The sequence below is a fragment of the Mesorhizobium sp. P171375 genome (assembly GCF_057786075.1).
The window spans coordinates 5,608,283-5,629,535 of record NZ_JBYNWF010000001.1 but is presented as its reverse complement, the minus strand read 5'-3'; the positions used below and the strand labels follow the sequence as shown (position 1 = coordinate 5,629,535).

At 63.8% G+C, this 21,253-nt stretch carries 8 protein-coding genes; 6 read left to right on the top strand and 2 right to left on the bottom strand.

The annotated features are described in order from the left end of the window. Positions 1-18: 18 nt before the first annotated feature. Positions 19-5,505 carry an alpha-2-macroglobulin family protein gene (locus ACYHH6_RS27480; RefSeq protein WP_352583779.1) on the bottom strand — a complete coding sequence of 1,829 codons (5,487 nt, stop codon included), beginning with the start codon at positions 5,503-5,505 and terminating at the stop codon, positions 19-21. A gap of 279 nt (positions 5,506-5,784) precedes the next feature. Between ACYHH6_RS27480 and ACYHH6_RS27475 the strand changes: the two genes are divergently transcribed. The 6 genes from ACYHH6_RS27475 (at position 5,785) to ACYHH6_RS27450 (ending at position 20,467) form a co-directional block, all read left to right on the top strand. Further along, positions 5,785-7,713 carry an autotransporter assembly complex protein TamA gene (locus ACYHH6_RS27475; RefSeq protein WP_352583781.1) on the top strand — a complete coding sequence of 643 codons (1,929 nt, stop codon included), beginning with the start codon at positions 5,785-5,787 and terminating at the stop codon, positions 7,711-7,713. Between the two features lie 2 nt (positions 7,714-7,715). Continuing rightward, the gene (locus ACYHH6_RS27470) at positions 7,716-13,763 is read left to right on the top strand and encodes a translocation/assembly module TamB domain-containing protein (RefSeq protein WP_352583783.1); all 6,048 of its coding nucleotides are present in this window, start codon (positions 7,716-7,718) and stop codon (positions 13,761-13,763) included. A 255-nt stretch (positions 13,764-14,018) separates the two neighbouring features. Further along, entirely contained in the window at positions 14,019-15,671 is a 1,653-nt protein-coding gene (locus ACYHH6_RS27465; RefSeq protein WP_352583785.1) for an ABC transporter substrate-binding protein, read from the top strand. A 227-nt stretch (positions 15,672-15,898) separates the two neighbouring features. Further along, positions 15,899-16,933, top strand: coding sequence for an ABC transporter permease (locus ACYHH6_RS27460; RefSeq protein ID WP_352583787.1), 1,035 nt, complete (start codon positions 15,899-15,901; stop codon positions 16,931-16,933). Positions 16,934-16,945: 12 nt separating this feature from the next. After that, on the top strand, positions 16,946-18,103 hold the full coding sequence (locus tag ACYHH6_RS27455; protein WP_352583789.1) for an ABC transporter permease: 1,158 nt from the start codon (positions 16,946-16,948) through the stop codon (positions 18,101-18,103). A 45-nt stretch (positions 18,104-18,148) separates the two neighbouring features. After that, positions 18,149-20,467, top strand: coding sequence for a dipeptide ABC transporter ATP-binding protein (locus tag ACYHH6_RS27450; protein ID WP_192258521.1), 2,319 nt, complete (start codon positions 18,149-18,151; stop codon positions 20,465-20,467). Between the two features lie 12 nt (positions 20,468-20,479). Here ACYHH6_RS27450 and ACYHH6_RS27445 read toward each other — a convergent pair whose 3' ends face one another. Then, positions 20,480-21,070 (bottom strand): transglycosylase SLT domain-containing protein, encoded by a 591-nt coding sequence (locus tag ACYHH6_RS27445; RefSeq protein WP_352583791.1) that lies wholly within the window; start codon positions 21,068-21,070, stop codon positions 20,480-20,482. Between the last annotated feature and the right edge of the window lie 183 nt (positions 21,071-21,253).

Here is a 21,253-nt window from a genome sequence, read left to right as displayed (position 1 = left end):
CTACGTCTATCAGGCGCCTTACGGCGCCTTGATCTCCATCATGCCGGTGGCGGTGCGGGCCGAGTATTGCGGCCGGTACATGTCCTCCACCGTGGCTGCCGGATGGGCATAGGTGCCCGGCGTCACCGCACGCACGACATAGGCCAGCATGATGTTGCGGTCGCCGTCGCCGTCATTGGGGTTGAATGCCGCGACGAAACGGTCGTCGCGGAATTCGAGATGGGCGGCATCGGTCTGCGCCAGCCAGGTGAAGTTCGACAATTGGGCGCTGGAAACAAGGCCCGGATTGTCGATCTCGAAGCCGGCCGGCAACAGGTCGGTGATCAGCAGGCGCGACGGCCAGCGGTTCTGCTCGTAGACCTTGAGCACGACCACGTAGCGTTCGTTCTGCGTCGCCTCGGTGACGTTGGCCTCGGTGCCATCAAGCTTGTAGTAGGTGCGGTCGATTGTGAAGCCGTCACCGCCGGCCGGCAGAGGCTGGACCGGCGAGGCGACCGTGGTGACAACCGCCTGCAGCGGCGTCGACCCGGTGTTGGCGATGGTCAGCGGGCTGTCGGCGATATCGCTGCCGCTGAGCTGGGTGGAGTAACCACCGGCATGCGGCGCGCCGTTGACCGACAGCTTGATCGAATCGTTGCCCGACTTCAGCGCACGAGCCGCCAGCAGCATCCAGGACTCGTCTTGCGTGCTGGTCCAGCGGGCATCGGCGCGTTCCCTTGCCACCAGCTTGATCAGCTCCGGCACAATGGTCGGCACCGGCTTCGATTCGGCGGCGAGCGCCAGGATCGCGGTGCCGTCACGCAGCCGCGAGCCATAGTCGGACCGGTAGTAGTCGTAGTCGGTGGTCGACTTGGCCAGCTGCAGCGCCGTCTGGAAGGTCGCTTCCGAACGTTGCGCGTCGCCGTAGAGCGCCAGGCTCGCCGCCAACTGGGCGACGGCCATGGGGCTCGAGAAGGCTTCGAGCTTGGTGTCGGCGTAGTAGCGCAGATCGCCCACCGAGGCCTTCTTGTTGCGGGCCAGAACGTAGAGCGCGTAGGCGATCTCGCTGCCGCGGTCCTGGACGTCCTGGTCGTAGCCGACCGAGTTCTGCAGGTTGCTCAGCGCCTGGCTCATCGCCAGGGCCGGCACGTCGTAGTTCTGCTCGCGCGCCCGGGTCAGGAAGTCGGTGACATAGGAGTCGAGCCACAGATCGCCGGAGCCCGGACCCCACAGGCCGAAGCTGCCGGCCGAAGCCTGGTAGCTCAGCACCTTGTAGATGGCGGCCTGGACACGGTCGTGCAGGTCAGGATCGCTTTGCATGCCGATGCTTGATGCGACGTCGTTGACGTAGAGCAGCGGCATGGCGCGGCTGGTGGTCTGCTCGGCGCAACCGTAGGGGTAGCGGTCGAGCGTCATCAGCAGCGATGGCACGTCGAAAGCGGCTGCCTGCGAAACGCCGACGCTGATCGAGGCGCCGTCAAGCAGGCTTGCCGCGAGCAGTTCCTTGTCAACGCGCAGCGAACCGCCATTGCCCTTGAGGTCGACGACCAGACGGGTGGTGACAGGCAATTGCGCCGGGCGCACCGGCACATAGAGCGTCTGTTCCACCGAGGTGCCGTCGCCATGGGCGAGTTTGATGGTGATCGAGGCATTGCCCGCCGTCTGTGCAATCAGCGGCACGGTCAGCGTCTGGCGCTTGCCCTTGGCCAGCGTCAGCTTTTCAGGCAACGGCTTGTCGCCGGTCGAGAGGTCGCCTGTGGTGTCGATCGACAGGGCATAGTCACCTTCCGGGCCGTCCATTTCGGCAACGTCGAGCCGCATGACAGCGGCATCGCCCGGCGCCAGGAAGCGCGGCAAGCCGGCGGTGATCACCACCGGATCGCGGACAATGACGTCGGTCGAAGCATGGCCGACCGCATCCTTGGTCCAGGCGATAGCCATGACGCGCACGGTGCCGTTGAACTGCGGGATGTCGAAGTCGATCCTTGCCTTACCGTCGGCGTCGAGCTGGACGACGCCGGAGAAGAAGGCGACCAGCTTTTCGGTCGGCGGGCTGCCTTGCGGCTGCATCGAGGCGCCGTCACCGCCGGTCCTGAGCTTGCCGGTGGTGCCGAGCGACCCGTCGATCAGGCGGCCATAGATGTCTCTGACTTCAAGGCCCAGCATGCGCTGGCCGAAATACCAGTCCTCCGGATCCGGCGCCTTGTAGTTGGTGAGGTTCAAAATGCCGACATCGACGGCCGCGACCGTGACGTAGGCATTGCTGCCCGGTGCAACGCCAGCCACCGAAACGGGGATCGACAGCTGCTGGCGCGGCATGGTCTTGTCGGGCGGCGTCAAGGTGACGGCGAGCTTCTTCGAGCCCGGATCGACCGTCAGCCATTTCACGCCGATGGCGCGCGCCGGCATGCGCGTCTCCTGCGCATCGCCCGGCCGGAACAGGGTTGCGGTGATGTAGGCGCCGGCGCCCCAGTCGTCGCCGACCGGGATGTCGACGGTGCTGCCGCCGGCCGGAACGGTTGCCGTGACGGTCTTGAGCAGCTTGTCGGCGCCGATGGTGACCAGCAGTTCGCCGGCAAAATGCGGCGATACTTTCAGCTTGGCCACTTCGCCGGCGGCGTAGCTGTCCTTGTCGAGGGCGATTTCGAGCCCGTCGGGGGTTTCGGTGGAGGTCGAGGAGACATACCAGCCGGCGTCGAACTCATAGCTGGTCGCCGGGCCCTCGGGATCGGCGGTCTCGATCTCAAGCCGGTACTGGCCCCAGTCGACCGGCATCGTCACGGTCGCCTCGGCATCGGCGCTGAGATCGACCTGGCCATTGGCGATCGACTTGGTGAAGGTCACCGGCTCGTAGTTCCAGGAGTTGTTGTTGCGGTACCACTGGTAGTTGCGTTCGACCTTGACCAGCGACCACTGCGCGCCTTTCAGCGTTTCGCGTTTGCCGTCGGGATCGACCGCAATCAGGCTGAATTTGGCGGTGCCGCCCTGCGGCACTTCATTGTCCTCGAAATCCGGACGGATGCCGATCATGTGGCCTTGCGGGCGAATGCCGATGTTGAGCGAGCGCTCAATGGCACGGCCGCCGGTTTCGCGCATGCGCACCGTGACCTTGGCGTCGACCAGCTTGGTAGTGGCGGGCAACTGGTCGACCGTGACCGGGAAGGTCGCCTTGCCGTCATCGCCGACCACGGGAAGACCGGTGAAAGGGGTGACCGAAGGCTCGGCCGACTGTTCGTCGGCGAGGCCGAACGAATAGCCGGCGAAACGGTCCCAATCGCGCGCCGTCGACAGCGTTAGTTCGCCTTCGAGCGCGAGGCCAGCAGCCGGCGCGCCATAGAGGAAGCGGCCGTCAATGTCGATGTTGGCGGTTTCGCCCTGTGCGATCTCCTGCTTGTCGGACGTCATGTCGAACTCGATGCGATCCGGCACGAAGTCTTCGACCAGGAACATCTGGCTGGAGACGGCGGCCTGCTTGGGATCGGTGTAGATCGACACCGTCCAGGTGCCGCGCATGGCGTTGGCTTCAAGCGGCAGGTCGACGGCATAGCCGCCGGCCGAGACGCCGTCGGCGACAATGCGGCGGTTTTCGACGCCGTCGGGACGGGTGAAGATGAAGGTCAGCGGCAGGTTCTCGACCGCCTTGGAGGCGCCGTCGCGGGCAAGGGCTGCGACATGCACGTCCTCGCCGGCGCGGTAGATGCCGCGTTCGGTCCAGGCATAGACATCGAGCGCACCAGGTGCGGCACGTCCGGAGACGCCGCGATCGGAAAGATCGAAGCCGGCGCGGCCCATGTCAAGGAAGACGAAGTCGTTGTCCCCCTGCTTGGCCATCAGCACGGCCGGCACCATGCCGCCGTCGCCGCGCGTCAGGCCGGGGTTGAAGACGGCATGGCCTTCGGCATCCGACGTCGCAGTGCCGAGGATTTCATTGTTCCTGGCCAGCAGCGTCAGTTCCGCGCCGGCAATCGGCTTGGCGGTGCCGAGCGAGCGGGTGAAGACATTCAACCCGTCCTGGCCGGTATAGGTCGACAGGCCGATGTCGGAGACGACGAACCACTGCGTGGCAAGCGAATTGTAATCGTCGTCGTCGCCATTCGCGTTGACCGGCTGCGCGGTCAGCACGTAGACGCCGGGCTTGCGCTGCGGCAAGGCCTCGTCGACCGGGAACGAGGTCGTGACGTCCTTGTTGAGGTCGTTGGCGATGTCGAGCTGGCCCTGCCAGACCGGCTCGCCCATCTGGTCGGAAATGCTGGAGATGTCGTAGCCGTCGAGCTGCTTCAGGAACTGGTAGCCGGACAGAAGCTGCGCCAGCGAACGATCGCCGATGCGATAAAGCTTCATCTGCGCGGCGGTCATGTTGACGGTGACGACCGGGATGCCGCGACGGGCGCCGGCCGGCAGTACGAAGCTGTCGCCGGTGAAGCGGGCGGACGGTGCGCGGTCCTGGACATAGATCGACAGCACGACAGGGGCGGCGGTGACTTCGCCGATCGCCGCCGGCAGGCCGGCGCGGAAGGTCACTTCGTAATGCTGGCCATGCTCCAGGCCTTCGACGCAGATCTGCTTGTCCTTGGCTTCGACGCCCTTGGGCGGCTGGTTGTCGACGGTAACGAACTGGGCGTAATCGACGCCGGTCTTGACCAGCTCCTCGGAAAACTGCGCGCAAATGCGCGGCGCGCTGGTGTCGGCATCGATGGAGTGATCGATGACGCGGAAGCCCTTGCGGGCCTTGAGGTCCTCATATTCGGCCTTGACGGCCGGCGAACTGACCAGCGCGAGGCTGGCTTCATAGGCTTGCAGGGCCGGACGGTAGAGATCGCGGCGGTCGAGGCCGTTACCCATCAGTGCCAGCACCTCGGCGCGGGTCTTGGTGGTGCGCAGCAATTTGTAGGCGTTGAAGGCTGCCGACGTACCCTTGACCGGCAAATTATAAGCTCCCGAGCTGCCATTAGCCGGCTGCTGGGCAAGCGTTTCGCGGGCCAGGCCGAGCCACAGCTGGGCGTCATCGGGCAGGACCGAAACGGCAGCCTCGTATTTGTTCATGGCCTGGGCATGGTCGCCGGTCAGTGCGGCCTGTTCGGCCGCGGCGCGGAGCGCTTCCAGACCCTCGGTCGGCTTGTCATAGGCCGGATCGGTCAGCTTGTTGCGGTACTGCTGGGCCTGATCGGCCATCCAGTTGGGAAAGAAGGCAAGTTCCGGCGGGGCGCCGATATCGGGGTCACTATCGACATTGACGACCTTGCCCGCGATAGCGCCGCTGAAGGGTTTCAACTGGTTGTAATCGGACTTGAGGAAGCACCATTTGGCCTTGTTGTTGTAGGTGAAGGCGCGGCAGGCGGGGTCGCCGAGGCATGTGGTCTTGCACTGATCGAGGCTGACATTCTGGTCCGATCTGAGATCGAAACCGAAATAGTCGGAATTGTTTGAGGTCACCACCCGGCGGGCTTCGGCCGCTTGGGCGACAGCTCCCCAGGCGAAAAAGAGAAGGATCAGGATAGACAGACCACGAGCCGCGCGCATTGCCATAACACCCTCCAGACACTGCTGACGTCCAAGGCTTGTTCAAGCTTCAGTCAAGCTTGTCAACACGAGGACGGGCAGGTTTCCGCCTGCCAACGGTTCCCAAACCGGCAATTGACCGGTATGCCGACAGTTCATCCACAGGGAAGGGGATCACGCTTTCTTGCGGCAACGCAGAAGGTGTGAATTCCAAGCCCTGCCTATTTCAGACAATTGGATTGTGGCCCCTTTACGAGCGCTTCAAAACTTCATTCCAATTTTAGTTTTGTAACCTAGGTTGTCTTAATGCCGGCGTGTGAAGCGCAGATGTCGAAAGGAACCGCGCCACGGCGTGCGCTTTCGCGCGCGCTGATTCTGGTGTTGGCGTGCTCGACCGTGCTCGCAGCCGAATCGGGGTCGGCGGCGGCCTTCGAGATTTTCGGAATCAAATTGTGGGGTTCGTCTAACGACGAGGACGCCGATATTGTCGACCCGCTGCGCTATTCCGTTAGCATCGAGGCGCCCGATGCCGACAAGGACCTGGTCAAGAAGCTCGAAAACGCATCGACGCTGAAAGCCGACGAGGAACGCCCCGTTTCCGGCTCGCTCGGCCTTTTGGCCAAGGCGCGCAGCGACCGCGAGCAGCTGGTCGCGGCGCTTTATTCGGATGCCCGCTATGAAGGCGTCGTCACCATCACCATCCAGGGCAAGGCGCTCGACGATTTGCCGCCGGACGCCGAATTTACCGGCCCACAGCCGATTCCGGTGGTGGTCAGCATCGCCAGCGGGCCTAAATTCACCCTCGGCAATATCCGGCTGGAAGGCGATGCCGCTGGGCTTGCGAGCGCCGATTTCGGCCTGATCGCCGGCGGCGATGCCGGTTCGGGCGCCGTGCTCAAGGCCGAGGCGCTGATCGTGCGGGCGCTGAAGCAGGAGGGCCGGCCGCTGGCCCGGATCACCGACCGGCAGATCGTGGCCGAGCACAACACCTCGACGCTCGACGCGACGCTGACGGTGGCCGCCGGGCCGCTAGCCGGCTATGGCGACACCACCGTCGAGGGAACCGAGAAGGTCGACCGCGAGTTCACCGAATACATGACCGGGCTGAAACGCGGCCGGCAATATTCTCCTGACGAGATCGACGATGCCCGCGACAGGCTGCTCGGGCTGGAAGTGTTCAACAGCGTCACGCTGAAGGAAGCAGACCAGCTAGACGCCGACGGCAACATCCCGATCGGCGTCCAAGTCAGTGAGCGCAAGCCGCGCTATTTTGGCGTTGGCGGCACGTTCTCCAACACCGAGGGGCTCGGCCTCGAAGGCTATTGGGGCCATCGCAACCTGTTCGGCCGGGCCGAAAAGCTGCGCATCGACGGCAAGATCAGCGGTATCGGCAGCAATGATCTCAGCGAACTCAATTACAATGCCGGCATCATGTTCGAAAAGCCGGGCGTGATCGGACCGGCTTCAAAATTCATCGCCAGCGTCAAGACCGTGCTCGAACATCCCGACGCCTACGACCATTTCTCGGTCAAGGGCAGCACCGGCCTGTCCTATCAGATCGACAAGAAGCAGACGGTTTCGGCTGAAATCGCGCTCGACTATTCCAGGATCACCGACGCTTTCGGCAAGCACAAATACCTGATCGCCAGCATCCCGCTGCAATATGTCTATGATAACAGGGACAACCGCCTCAACCCGACCAGCGGCTTCAGGGTGCTGGCCTATGCCGAGCCGAGCTACGACATTATGAGCGGCGCCGCCTTCCTCAAGCTGAAGGGCGAGGGGTCGGCCTATCAGTCGCTCGACACGGCTTCGAAGTTCGTGCTTGCCGAACGTGTCGTCCTGGGTTCGATCGTCGGCACCAGCCTCGAACATGTTCCGGCCGACCGGCGCTTCTATTCCGGCGGCGGCGGTTCGGTGCGCGGCTATGCCTATCAGGGCATCGGTCCCAAGGACATCGACAATCAGCCGATCGGCGGGCTTTCCTTCTTCGAGACATCGGTCGAGATGCGCATCGCGCTCACCGACACGATCGGCATCGTGCCCTTCGTCGACGCCGGCACCGTCTCGACCAAATCGACGCCGGACTTTTCCGACATGAAGGTCGGCGCCGGCGTCGGCCTGCGCTACATTACGCCGTTCGGGCCGCTGCGCATCGACGCCGCCCTGCCGCTCAACCGCGACCGTGGCGATCCGCGTTTCGGCATCTATGCCGGCATCGGACAGGCTTTCTGACGATGAAGATTTTGAGACGCATCCTTCGCCTCTTTTTCTACACGCTGCTGATCGTGCTGGCGGCGGCCGTCGGCGCGCTTGTCGTGCTGACCAAGACCGAGCGTGGCCGCGAAAACCTCGCCGGCATCATCTCGAACATTGCTTCATCAGGGGACAGCAAGGTCACCGTCAGCGGCATTGACGGCATCTGGTCGGGCGCGCTGACGGTGGACCACGTCGTGCTGGAAGACCGCGAGGGCGCATGGCTGGTGGCGCGCAAAGTGGCCGTCGACTGGTCGCCGCTGGCGCTGCTGTCGAAGAATTTCAGCGCCGACCGTATCGCTGCCGAGCGCATCGAACTGGCGCGGCTGCCGGTTGCGAGCACGGAGCCTGCCAAGAGCGGGTCGACCGGCCTGCCGGTTTCGCTCGATATCAGAGCGATCGATCTGCCGGAGATCGCGCTTGGCCAGCAACTTGCCGGCAGCGGTATTGCCGAACTCGCGGCCAAGGGATCGGCCAAGGTCGATGCATCGCCACTTGCGGTTGAGACTGTGCTCAATGTCACCCGCCATGACGGTAAGCAGGGCAATGTCGACGCCAACATCCATTTCGCGCCCGCCGACAACAAGCTCGACCTCGATCTCAAGGCATCCGAACCGGCCGGCGGCATCATTGCCAATCTGCTCAAGCTGCCGGGCGCGCCGCCAGTCAACATCGTTGTCTCCGGCACCGGGCCGCTGGCCAACTGGAGCGGCGTCGGCACTTTCATGGTCGACGGCCAGATCGTCACCCAGCTTACTGGCCGTCATCAGCTGACCGACAAGGGCAACCGGATCGAGGCCAAGGGCGACGGTTCGTTCGAAGGGTTTCTGCCGGAACAGTTCAAGTCGCTGTTTGCCGGCAAGACCAGTTTCGACCTCGCCGGCACCGCGACCGCGGCCGGCGGCGTCGACATCGAGCGCGCCACGATCGAGAGCGGCGCTGTCCACGGCACCGCCTCAGGCATGGTCGACCCGAAGGGCGCCAGCGACCTTTCGGTCGAACTCGCTTCCAAGGGCGAGCCTGTCACGGTCAATGTCGGCACCCCGGCGCAACCGATCATGGTGGCCATAAACAATGTCACGGCGCGCGCGTTCGGCGACGGCAAGGCCCCGATGATCGACGCCGGCGCTTCACTCGTCTCGGTGGTGGCGGGCGGCTCTCAGGTGAACAATCTGGATGCGCGGATCCATTCCGACGGCTTCGACATTGAGAACCGCAGCGGCCCGGTCAGCGTGTCGCTGGCGGCAGCCGGCCTGAAGACCGACGTGGCGACGCTGGCGCCGCTGATCACCGGCAAGCTGACGGCCTCTCTGGCCGGCACAATCAGCAAGGATGAAATCTCGCTCGATGAAGGCACGCTGCGCAGCGATGCGCTCAATGCCGGGCTGACGGCCAAGGTGACGCTGGCCGACCTCGCCATGACGCTGAAGATGAATGCCGATGCGGTGTCGACGGCATTGCCGCCGCAGATCAGTTCGCTGCTTGGCGAACGGGTCAAGTTCGCGGCGACCGCCACCCGCGATCCGCAGGGGTCCTTCGCCGCCAATTCGATCGAGCTGACCTCCGGTTCGCTCAGCGCCAGCGGTACCGCCAGCGCGCAAGGCAGCGACATCCAGGCCGACATCAAGGGCAAGCTCGGCGATGTCTCGGTGCTGTCGCCGCTGGTTGGCGTGCCGGTCGCCGGCGGCGTCGATTTCGCGCTGACGGCTAGCGGCGCGCGCAATGCACCGGATTTCAGCGTTTCGGCCGACAGCGCCAGCCTGACGGCGTCGGGCCGGACGGTCAAAGACATCAAGCTGACCGCCTCGGGCAAGGCGGACATCGCAAGCCCGGCGGCGCAAGTCTCCCTGACCGGCTCGGTCGATGAGCAGCCGCTCGCCGTCAAGGCGGCGCTGGTGACCAGCGAAGGCAAGCGCTCCATCAACGGGCTCAGCGTGGCCCTGCGCGACAACAAGGTGTCTGGCGATCTCGCGCTGGACGATCATTTCCTGCCGCTGGGCACGCTGACGATATCCGCTCCCGACATCGCGCCGCTGGCTTCGCTGGCCGGGCAGACGGTGGCCGGCGACATCGGCGGCACCGTCGTTTTCGCCAAGGACGGCGAGGCGCCCACCGTCACCATCAATGCGGCCAGCGTGTCGGTTGCGCGCGGCGATGTGGCGGCCAAGGCGATCACCGTCAGTGCGCTGATTGTCAACTATCTCGACAGCCCGGCGATCTCCGGCACGATCAAGGCCGACAGCGTGACCTCGGGAACGACCGTCGTCAGCGGCATCGGCGTTGACTTGAAGCGCGACGGCGACTGGACCAATTTTACCGGCGGCGCGACCATATCAGGCATCCCGGCGACGGCTGCCGGGCGGGCGAAGATCGCCGGCGGCACGACCAGCGTCGAGATCGCATCCGGCGAAGCGACGGTGCACGGCATCAAGGCGGCGATTACCGAGCCGTCGAGCCTGACGATCGCCGATGGCATCACCAACATTCAAAGGCTGGTGGTCGATCTCGGCGGCGGCTCGGTGACGCTGTCGGGCACGGCAGGCCAGACGCTCGATCTGGCGGCAACTTTCTCCGCCTTGCCGGCAGCCCTCGCCAATGATTTTTCGCCTGGCCTCGACGCCGCGGGCACGCTGGACGGCACGGCGCAAATCACCGGGGCGTCGGCCAATCCGGACATCCGTTTTAATGCAAGGCTGGCTGGTGCCGAGACCAACCAGACCCGCCAGGCCGGGCTCGGGCCGCTCGATCTCGATGCGGCCGGCAGTTATTCCACGGCAGGTGGCGTGGTGTTGGACCAGGCGACGCTGTCAGGCGAAAAAATCTCGGGCAAGGCGGCCGGGACCATCAACCCGAACGGCGCCAGCGATTTTGCGCTCGACCTGACTTCGTCTGGTCCGAGCCTGCCGCTGACGCTCGGCAGCGCGGAAAGCCCGATCAAGCTCGAATTGCAGGCGCTGTCGGTGAAGGCGGCGGGGCAGGCTGCCCAAGCCAAGCTCGACATCTCGGCGGTGTTGCCGTCGGTGGCGACGAATTTCACCAAGGTTGAAGGCATCGTGCTGGCACTGCATTCCGATGCGTTCGATGTAAAAAGCCGAACCGGTCCGATCTCGGGCACGGTGACGGCGGAAAAGATCGGTCTGGACAATCCGACCATCGCACCGCTGATTGCCGGCAAGATCACCGCCAAGGTCGCCGGCAGCCTGGCGGCGGATGCCATCACCATTGACAGCGGTTCGGTGCAGGGCGCAGCGCTGGAAAGCGCCTTCAACGGCCGCGTCTCGCTGGCCGACGGCGCCATCGACCTCAACCTCAAGGCTGACGCCCTGTCTGCGGCATTGCCGGCAGCGGCGCGCGGCGTGCTGGCCGAGCGGACGCAGCTCAGCGCTACACTCAAGCGCGATACGCAAGGCAATGTCAGCGCCAGTCCGGTCAAGCTGGTATCGGGCGCGCTGACCGCTGACGGCCAGGCCAGCCTCGCCGACAACAAGCTCAGCGCCGACATCAAGGGCGCTCTATCAGACATCTCGCTGCTGTCGAAGGATGCCAAGGGCGCGGTTGGCTTTGCGCTCAACGCGCAAGGGCCTGTCATGGCGCCGGACCTGTCGCTGACGGTCAACAGCGACCGGCTGCTGGTTGCGGAACGTGAAATCACCGGGCTGAAGCTGACCGCCACCGGCAAGGCCGATGCCGCCAATCCGGCGGCCAATGTGCAACTGACTGGCAATGTCGCCGGACAGGCGCTGCAAGGCAGCGCGGTGCTGGCGACGGCGGACGGCAAGAGCGCCATCAACGGCCTGCTGTTGTCGCTCGGCAAGAACAGGATTTCCGGCGACCTAGCGCTCGACGAGGCTTTCGTGCCGGTCGGCACCATCGCGCTCGACCTGCCCGACATCGGGCCGCTGGCAGCGCTGGCGCTGGAAAAGGCCGAAGGCGACGTGCGGGGCACCATAGCCTTCACCAAGAGCAACGATGGCCCTAACGTCGCCGTCAAGGCGTCGACGGCGTCGATCACGCGCGGCGACTTGCAAGCAAAGACGGTGTCGATCGATGCGCTGGTCGCCAACTATCTCGCCGCGCCGGTCATCTCAGGCAAAATCCGCGCCGACAGCGTCATCTCCGGCGGCACCGCTATCAGCGGCATCGATGTCGACCTGAAGCGCGACGGCGACTGGACCGGCTTTTCCGGCGGCGCTACCGTCAAGGGTATCCCGGCGAAAGCCGCGGGCCGGGTGAAGGTCGCTGGCGGCATCACAACCATCGAACTCGCTTCGGGGCAAGCCACGGTGCAGGGCATCAAGGCCGCCATCGCGCAGGCCTCGACCGTCAGCATCGCCAATGGCACGACGACATTGGACAGGCTGGTGCTCAATCTCGGCGGCGGTACGGCGACGGTGACGGGCAAGGTCGGGCAGGCGCTGGACATCAATGCCGCGCTGGCCAAGGTGCCGGCATCGCTGGCCAACAGTTTTTCGCCGGGCCTCGATGCCGCCGGGTCGATCTCCGGGACCGTGAAGGTGACGGGCGCGCCGGCCAATCCGGCCGTTGCCTTCGACATCGACGCCGGCGGGGTGCAGACGTCGCAGACCCGCAGTGCCGGCCTTGGCGGCATGAACATCTCTTCGTCGGGAACGTTCGCCGGCAAGAAGCTCACCTTCAACGCCGACATCAGCGACGGCGCCGGGCTTGGCCTCAAGGGTGGCGGCAGCGTCACCACAGCGGGAACGCCGGCGCTGGTGCTCGACTTCAACGGCAAGGTGCCGTTTTCCTTCCTTGCCGCCAAGCTTGCCGCGCAAGGCCTGTCGCTGAGCGGCACGGCCAACGTCAATGTCCAGGTGCGCGGGCCGGCGACGTCGCCCGTAATCGGCGGCACGGTCAGCACGTCCGGCGTCCGCCTGGTCGACGCGCGCTCGGGCCTTGCCGTCAACGACATCGCCGCCGACGTTTCGATCGGCAATGGTGTGGCCCGGATCAATCGCCTGACCGGCACCCTGTCGACGCGCGGCAGCCTGTCGGCCAGCGGCACGGTCGGCATCAATCCGGCGCAAGGTTTTCCGGCCGACCTGTCGATCAAGCTGGTCGACGGCCGCTACACCGACGGGCGGGTGGTGACCGCCAATCTCGGCGGCGACCTCACCATCAAGGGGCCGCTCACCTCGGCGCCGGTGATTTCGGGCACCGTCAACCTCGCCAAGACCGTCATCACCGTTCCGGAGAAACTGCCGGGCTCGCTGACGGCACTCGGTGTCAAGCACAAGAACGCGCCCGCCAGCGTGCGGGCGCAGGACAAGGCCTTGCGCCCGGCCACTGCCAGCGGCGGTGGCGGCAGCGGGCTCGTCCTCGACGTCACCGTCAACGCACCGAACCAGATCTTCATCCAGGGCAGGGGCGTCGACGCCGAGCTCGGCGGTTCGCTGAGGCTGACCGGGCCGGCGGCGTCGCCGCAAGCGGTCGGCACCTTCACTCTGCAGCGCGGGCGGCTGTCGATCCTCGGCAAGCGGCTGACCTTCACCGAAGGCACGGTCGGCTTTTCCGGCTCGCTGGTGCCCTACCTCAATTTGACCGCGACATCGACCACGACCAGCGCCACCGTCACCATCGTGGTGTCGGGCGAGGCGACCAACCCGAAATTCACCTTCTCCTCGGTGCCGGCACTGCCCGAGGATGAGGTGCTGGCGCAATTGATCTTCGGCCGCTCGATGTCGAACCTGTCGCCGCTGCAGATCGCCCAGCTCGCCGAGGCCGCCGGACAACTGGCCGGCGTCGGCGGTTCGACCTCGCTGCTCGAAAATCTGCGCAGTGCAATCGGGGTCGACGATCTGGACGTAACCACCGACGATCAGGGCGGTACCGCGGTGTCGGCGGGCAAATACCTCAACGACCGTACCTATGTGACGATCCAGAAGGGCGACAAGCCCGGATCGGGCAAGGCGACGATCGACCTCAATGTCGGGCGCGGCGTCAAGCTGCGCGGCGAGGCCAACGATGGCGGCGAGGCCAAGGGCGGCATCTTCTACGAGAAGGAATATTGATCCTTCGGCCGGACGTTGGCCCCACCGTTGGCATTGGCGAAGCTCGAGTAACTGTTTCACTTTAATCGACGAAACGAGATTCCTGAGGAATCCGTTGGGCAGTAGCAAATTTGCGCCAAGACTGTCGTTATCACGCGAACCGCTCCCTTATCAAAGTTGCACATTCGCTAACATGTTCCCACTCCATGCCGCTTTGACATCGCGGCCTGGATGCGGAATGTTAAAAGGCGGAAAGCCAACAATGGGAGTTAAGTCATGACAATTTATAAGAGTAATGGCGATCGCGTTCCCGATCACATCCTGGCCATGGCCGAAGAAGCCAAGGCAGGTAGGGTCGATCGCCGCGAGTTCCTCGCTCTGGCCAGCGTCTTCGGCGCGTCCACGGCGATGGCCTATGGCATGCTCGGACTGGTAGACCCGACGCCGGCCAAGGCAGAAGAAGTGCAAGGCAAGAAAGGCGGCATCCTCAAGGTCGCCCAGTGGATCAAGGATCCCAAGGATCCGCGCAAGGCCGACTGGTCGGAAATCGCCAATGCCGAACGCCAGGCGCTCGAGCCGCTGGTTAAGTACACCACCGAATACACGTTCCGCCCCTATCTGCTGGAGAGCTGGGATGTGAACGACGACGCCACCGAATACACGCTGCATGTGCGCAAGGGCGTGACCTGGTCGAATGGCGATGCATTCACCGCCGACGACGTGATCTTCAATCTCAAGCGCTGGGGCGACAAGAAAGCCGAAGGCAACTCCATGCCAGGCCGTCTCGGCTCGCTGGTTAAGGACGACAAGCTGGACGAAAGCGCCGTGACCAAGGTCGACGATATGACCGTCAAGCTGAAGCTTGGCAAAGCCGATATCGCGCTCATCCCGAACCTGTGCGACTATCCGGGCCTCATCGTTCACAAGAGTTTCGACGAGAAGGGCGGCGACTTCAAGGCCTGCCCCATCGGCACCGGTCCGTTCGAACTCGTCTCCTACGATGTCGGCCAGAAGGTGGTCTACAAACGCCGCGAAGACAACAAGTGGTGGGATGGCGAGGTCTTCCTCGACGGCGTCGAGTTAATCGACTACGGCACCGATCCGGCGGCAATGGTAAGCGCCTTCGAAGCTGGAGAAGTGCACACCAACTACGAAACCTCGGCCGACTATGTCTCGATCCTCGACGGCATGGATCTGGTGAAGTCCGAGGTGGTTACCGCGGCGACCATCGTCTGCCGCACCAATGTGACCAACAAACCTTACGAAAACCAGAAGGTACGCCAGGCACTGCAGCTCGGCGTCGACAACGCTGTCGTCCTGCAGCTTGGTTACGGCAATGCCGGCACTGTCGCCGAAAACCACCATGTCTGCGCGATTCATCCGGAGTACTTCGAACTGCCAAAGATCAAGCGGGACCCGGCCAAGGCCAAGGCCCTGATGGCGGAAGCAGGACAGGCCGATTTCGAGCACGAGCTGATCACCGCCGACGAGGACTGGAACAAGAACACGGGCGACGCCATCGCCGCGCAGCTGCGCGACGCCGGCATCAAGGTGAAGCGCACGGTGCTGCCGGGCTCGACCTTCTGGAACGACTGGACCAAGTATCCGCTGTCGATGACCACCTGGAACATGCGGCCGCTCGGTGTCCAGGTGCTAGCGATCGGCTACCGCACCGGCGAGGCCTGGAACGAGACAGCCTGGTCGAATCCCGATTGGGATGCCAAGCTCAACGCCGCGCTTTCGGTCGCCGACGCCGCCAAGCGCAAGGAGATGATGAAAGACATCCAGCAGATCCTGCAGGATTCCGGCATCATCATCCAGCCCTTCTGGCGCAAGCTCTACAGTCACTCGGTCAAGGCGGTGCAGAACTACAAGATGCACCCGACCTACGAGCGCGACTACGGCAAGGTCTGGCTCGAGCAGGCATGATCGGACCGATCGGGGAGGGGGCGGTTCCGCCCCTTCCCCATCACTCCTCGCATGGGTCCAGGACCGGAAGCCAGCGCAGCAGAAAGTTGCGGACTCTTCGGGAAGGATCATGCAATAAAACAGGGTTGATCGCATCCGAGGGCCGGTTTGAGGGCCAACTCTGCCGGTAACGGTAGAGTTGGCATCCAAGCTGGCTCCAACCCCAACCAGACCGGCAGGGGACCGCCATGCTTTCTTTCGTTATCAGGCGCCTGGGCACCATGGCATTGACGATGCTGTGCCTGACCATCATCGTCTTCTTCCTGATCAACCTCGATCCGAATTTGAAGAAGCTGGCGATCAGCCAGACCGAAATGCACACGTCGGCCGAGCAGCTCGAAAGCTGGCTGGCTGAACATGGCTACCGCCAGAATTTCTTCGCGCGCTACGGCCAGTGGCTCGGCGTGATGCCCAAGCAGCCGGTGACCGATCCCGTGACGGGCAAGCCGGCGCAGCGCTTCTCCTTCTGCAACGATCCGCTGGTGCCGACATATTCCGGCGTCCTGCAGGGCGATTTCGGCTGCTCGACCAAGTTCAAGACGGCAGTGGCGTCAAAGCTCTTTCCCGCGCTTAGCGCCACCGGCATCCTGATGCTCTGCGTCCTGCTCGTGATGGTGCCGATCTCGCTGCTGATCGGCATCCTTGCCGGCATGCGCGAAGGGTCGCGGACGGACCGGACGCTGTCCGTCGCCTCGATCGCCTCGACGGCGACGCCCGAATATGTGTCGGGCGTCATCTTCACCGTCATCTTCGCCTCCTGGCTCGGCTGGCTGAACGGTTCGGCCGCGTCGGCCAGCCAAGGCATCACCTTCTACAATTTCACCCTGCCGGTGATGACGCTGGCGATCTACGGCATCGGCTACATCGCCCGCATGACGCGCGCCTCGATGGTCGAGGTGATGACGCAGCAATATATCCGCACCGCCCGCCTCAAAGGCCTCTCCTTCGGCAGCGTCGTCGTCAAGCACGCGCTGCGCAATGCGCTGATCGCGCCCTTCACCGTCATCATGCTGCAATTCCCCTGGCTGCTCACCGGCGTCGTCATCGTCGAGGTGATGTTCCGCTACCAGGGCTTTGGCTACACGCTGGTCGAGGCTGCCGGCAACAACGACATCGACCTTTTGCTCGGCTGCTCGCTGGTCTCGGTGTTCATCGTGCTGATCACGCAGCTTATCTCGGATGTCGGCTACGCGTTCCTCAATCCGCGTATCAGAGTTCAATAGGGGGCCGGGCAGATGCAGGTCGAATATATCGGCGCCTTCAACATCGTGCTTGGCGTGATTGCGCGCTTCTGGCCGGTCTGGCTGGGGCTTGCCCTGGTGATGGGGGCGAGCTTCTCCTACAAGAAAAGGCTCGGCCTGTACGGCCAGCTGTTCGACAGCGGCGTCGGCATTGTCGGCGTCGGCATCTGCCTGTTCTGGCTGTTCACCGCGATCTTCGCGGCGACCGTCGCGCCCTTCGATCCGCTTTCCCAGGTGCCGATCATGAAGGATGCGCTGCCGGGCGGGATCGAGCCGGTATCCAAGCTCATCTACTATTTCGGCGGCGACAAGCTCGCCCGCGATGTCTTCTCGCGCATGGTCTACGGTAGCCAGATCGTGCTGATCATCGCACCGGCGGCGACGGGGTTCGCACTGATGGTCGGCATCACGCTCGGCCTGCCTGCCGGCTATTACGGCGGCAGGATCGACACCGTGCTGTCGTTCCTGGCCAATCTGGTGCTGGCTTTCCCGGTGATCCTGCTGTTCTACCTGCTGGTGACGCCGGGCATCATGGACACGCCCATCCCCTACGCCATGGCCGGGCTGTTCTTCATGTTCCCGATCATCTTCTTTTCCGTGCTGTTCTGGACCCGCTACAAGAACCGCCCGGACCGGCTCTATATATTGCTCGGGCTGACGCTGGTCATCGGCGGCTGGGTCTATGCCGGCCTGGTCTTCGATGCCGATCCGTTCAAGGTCATCCACATCGATCCCAACCAGCTCAACATCTTCGTGGCGGTGGTGTTCGCCTCCAGCCCCGGCGTGTTCCGCATCGTGCGCGGCCTGGTGATGGACATCAAGACGCGCGACTATGTGGCGGCGGCGCAGACGCGCGGTGAATCGCCCTGGTACATCATGCTGTGGGAAATCCTGCCCAATGCGCGCGGACCCCTGATCGTCGATGCCTGCCTGCGCATCGGCTACACCACGATCCTGCTCGGCACGCTGGGGTACTTCGGCCTTGGCCTGGCGCCGGAGAGCCCGGACTGGGGCACTGCGATCAAGGACGCCAGCCGCCTGCTGCGCTCCTTCATCCACCCGGCGTTGCCGCCGACGATCGCGCTGATGTCGTTCGTGCTGGGCTTGAACCTGCTCGCCGACTCGCTGCGCGAACAATCGATGAAAGACTGATCTGCGGGTTCGGCCCGACGCATGAAAACAGGATTGGAGCGACCCATGAATGAGGCAGTTCGAAATCCCGGAGAACCGATCATCGAGATCGAGAATTTGTCGATCTCCTTCTTCACCCGCAAGGGCGAGATCCCTGCCGTCATGGATTTTTCCTGCACGGTGATGCCCGGCGAAGCGATGGGCATCGTCGGCGAATCCGGCTGCGGCAAGTCGACCGTGTCGCTCGGCATCATGCGCGACCTCTCCAACATCGGAAAGATCGTCGGCGGCAAGATCAAGTTCCAGGGCAAGGATATGGGCGAGCTCTCCGACGAGGAGCTGCGCGCCATTCGCGGCAACAAGATCGCCATGATCTACCAGGAGCCGATGGCCAGCCTCAATCCGGCGATGAAGGTCGGCCAGCAATTGATGGAAGTGCCGCTGATCCACGACAAGGTGTCGAAGGAAGAGGCCTACACCCGCGCGCTGGACATGGTGCGGGCGGTGAAGCTGCCCGATCCCGAGCGCATGATGCGCTCCTATCCGCACCAGCTCTCCGGCGGCCAGCAGCAGCGCATCGTCATCGCCATGGCGCTGCTGTCGAAGCCGGCGCTGCTGCTGCTCGACGAGCCGACGACGGCGCTCGATGTGACGGTGGAGGCCGGCATTGTCGACCTGGTCAAGGGACTGGGCGAAAAGTTCGGCACGTCGATGATCTTCGTGTCGCACAATCTCGGCCTGATCCTGGAAACCTGCGACCGCATCACTGTGATGTATTCGGGCGAAGCGGTGGAGACCGGCAAGATCAAGGACGTGTTCGACCGGATGCGTCATCCCTATACGCAAGGGCTGTTCCGCTCGATCCCGCTGCCGGGCGCCGACAAGAATTCGCGGCCGCTGATCTCCATTCCCGGGCAATTGCCGCTGCCGCATGAGCGCCCGAAGGGCTGCAATTTCGGTCCGCGCTGCCACCATTTCGTCGAGGGCGTCTGCAACGCCGCCGAAATCCCTATGATCGAAGTCGCCGGCCATGAAGGGCATTTCTCGCGCTGCGTGCGCTTCAACGAGATCGACTGGGAAGCACTGCCGCCCGGCGCCAAGAAGGTCAACGAGAAGGTCGTGCCCGGTGCCCCGGTGCTCAAGATCGAGGACCTCAGGAAATACTACAAGGTCGGCGGCAGCGAAGTGTTCGGCTCCAGCGAAGGCCGCGTCGTCAAGGCCAATGAGACGATCTCGTTCGTGGCGCGCGAATCCGAGACTGTCGCCATTGTCGGCGAGTCCGGCTGCGGAAAGTCGACGCTGGCCAAGGTGCTGCTCGGCCTGGAGACGGCAAGTTCCGGCACGGTGACGCTCGGCAACAAGGAGATTCAGTCGACCAGCATCGAGAAGCGCAGCGTCGATACGGTGTCGTCGATCCAGATGGTGTTCCAGAACCCGTTCGACACCCTTAATCCCAGCCACTCCGTCGGCTCGCAGATCATCCGCACGCTGGAAAAATTCAATGTCGGCAACAATGTCGCCGAACGGCGCAAGCGCATGCTGGAACTGCTCGACCTGGTGAAACTGCCCCGCGCCTTCGAGACCCGCAAGCCGCGTCAGCTCTCAGGCGGCCAGAAGCAGCGCATCGGCGTGGCGCGCGCCTTTGCCGGCGACGCCAAGGTGGTGGTGGCCGACGAGCCGGTCTCGGCCCTCGACGTCTCGGTGCAGGCGGCGGTGACCGAATTGCTGATGGACATCCAGCGCAAGAACAAGACGACGATGCTGTTCATCAGCCACGATCTGTCCGTCGTGCGCTACATCGCCGACCGCGTGGTCGTCATGTATCTCGGCTATATCGTCGAGCAAGGCACGACCGACCAGATCTTCGCGCCGCCCTACCACCCCTATACCGAGGCGCTGCTGTCGGCGATCCCGATCGCCGATACCAGTGTGGTCAAGAAGCACATCGTGCTGGAAGGCGACATCCCGTCGGCGATGAACCCGCCATCGGGCTGCCCGTTCCAGACGCGCTGCGGCTACAAGAAACTGGTGCCGGACAATCTGTGCGAGACCAAGGTGCCGCCGGTCAAGCATCTCGGCGACGGCCATATGAGCCTCTGCTGGCTGTCGGACGATGTGCTGGCGACGATGGAGCCGGTGATCAAGTTCGACAAGGAGCACGCGGCGCATGAAGGCGTGCCGGAGGATGCGCCCAGTACCGGGCCGGTTTCCACTGGAAAAGCACCTAACCGGCCGCGAGGCAAAACGGGCAGCGCGGAGGCCGACCAGATCGGGGATGCCGTGGAGCAGGGCCAGGCTGGGATGCGAGCCCGTCGCCACAAAGTAGTCGACGAGGCTTCCGAAACCGGTGTTAAAAAGCCGAAAGATACGACAAGGCGGCACTAAACCGGAAAGGTGCTAGTTGCCGCATTGCTGGAGCTGAACGGCATAGTCGCGGGCCATCTTTTCGGTCGCCCGCGCATAGCCCTGTACGCCGGCATCGCCGCGATTGCCGCGGCCATAGGCGGTCCAGCCGAGATAGTACGCGAGATAGAGATTGTAGGTGTCGTTGCGGGCGACGCCGAAGGTGTCGGCGGTTTTGGAATGGTACCAGCCGACGAAATCGACGGCATCGGCGAATTTGGTCCGCCGCGCCCCCCAGCTGCCGGTTTCGCTCTGGTATTGCGACCAGGTGCCGTCGAGCGCCTGCGAGAAACCGGTGGCCGAGGAGACGTGCTTCCACGGAATGAAGCCGAGCAGCTTAGTGCGCGGCGGCCTGGCATTGCTCTTGAAGCCGGACTCCTTGCGCACCGTCGCCATCAGCACGGGGACGGGGATGCTGTATTTCTGCGAAGCGCGTTCGGCCGCCGCCTGCCAGTTGTCGAACCAGCCGTCATTCTGGTCGAAGACGGCACAGACATTGTTGATATGGTTTGGCGGCGTCGCGCAGGCTGACAACGCCAGCAGCACACCAACCGCTACAATTTTACTAAAACTCGACCTACGCATAGGAAGACGAATAGGCCGAAATCATAAAGGGAATCTTGCGGCGTTTCTTAACGGGTTGCCGGCCCGGCTCCGCCGGTGACAGCTGGTATCATTATTCCGACGCTTTACGTCGCTTTTGTTTCCACGATAATTCAAAAATGCCGCCTTGGCTAAAATCACGCCTGCGAAGGGCGGATTTCTGAC

What these genes read in the sequence shown, in the direction of transcription:
- ACYHH6_RS27450 (WP_192258521.1), top strand. Translation starts at nt 18,149, where the DNA reads ATGAATGAGGCAGTTCGAAATCCCGGAGAACCGATCATCGAGATCGAG.
- ACYHH6_RS27455 (WP_352583789.1), top strand. Translation starts at nt 16,946, where the DNA reads ATGCAGGTCGAATATATCGGCGCCTTCAACATCGTGCTTGGCGTGATT.
- ACYHH6_RS27460 (WP_352583787.1), top strand. Translation starts at nt 15,899, where the DNA reads ATGCTTTCTTTCGTTATCAGGCGCCTGGGCACCATGGCATTGACGATG.
- ACYHH6_RS27465 (WP_352583785.1), top strand. Translation starts at nt 14,019, where the DNA reads ATGACAATTTATAAGAGTAATGGCGATCGCGTTCCCGATCACATCCTG.
- ACYHH6_RS27445 (WP_352583791.1), bottom strand. Translation starts at nt 21,070, where the DNA reads ATGCGTAGGTCGAGTTTTAGTAAAATTGTAGCGGTTGGTGTGCTGCTG.
- ACYHH6_RS27475 (WP_352583781.1), top strand. Translation starts at nt 5,785, where the DNA reads ATGCCGGCGTGTGAAGCGCAGATGTCGAAAGGAACCGCGCCACGGCGT.
- ACYHH6_RS27480 (WP_352583779.1), bottom strand. Translation starts at nt 5,505, where the DNA reads ATGGCAATGCGCGCGGCTCGTGGTCTGTCTATCCTGATCCTTCTCTTT.
- ACYHH6_RS27470 (WP_352583783.1), top strand. Translation starts at nt 7,716, where the DNA reads ATGAAGATTTTGAGACGCATCCTTCGCCTCTTTTTCTACACGCTGCTG.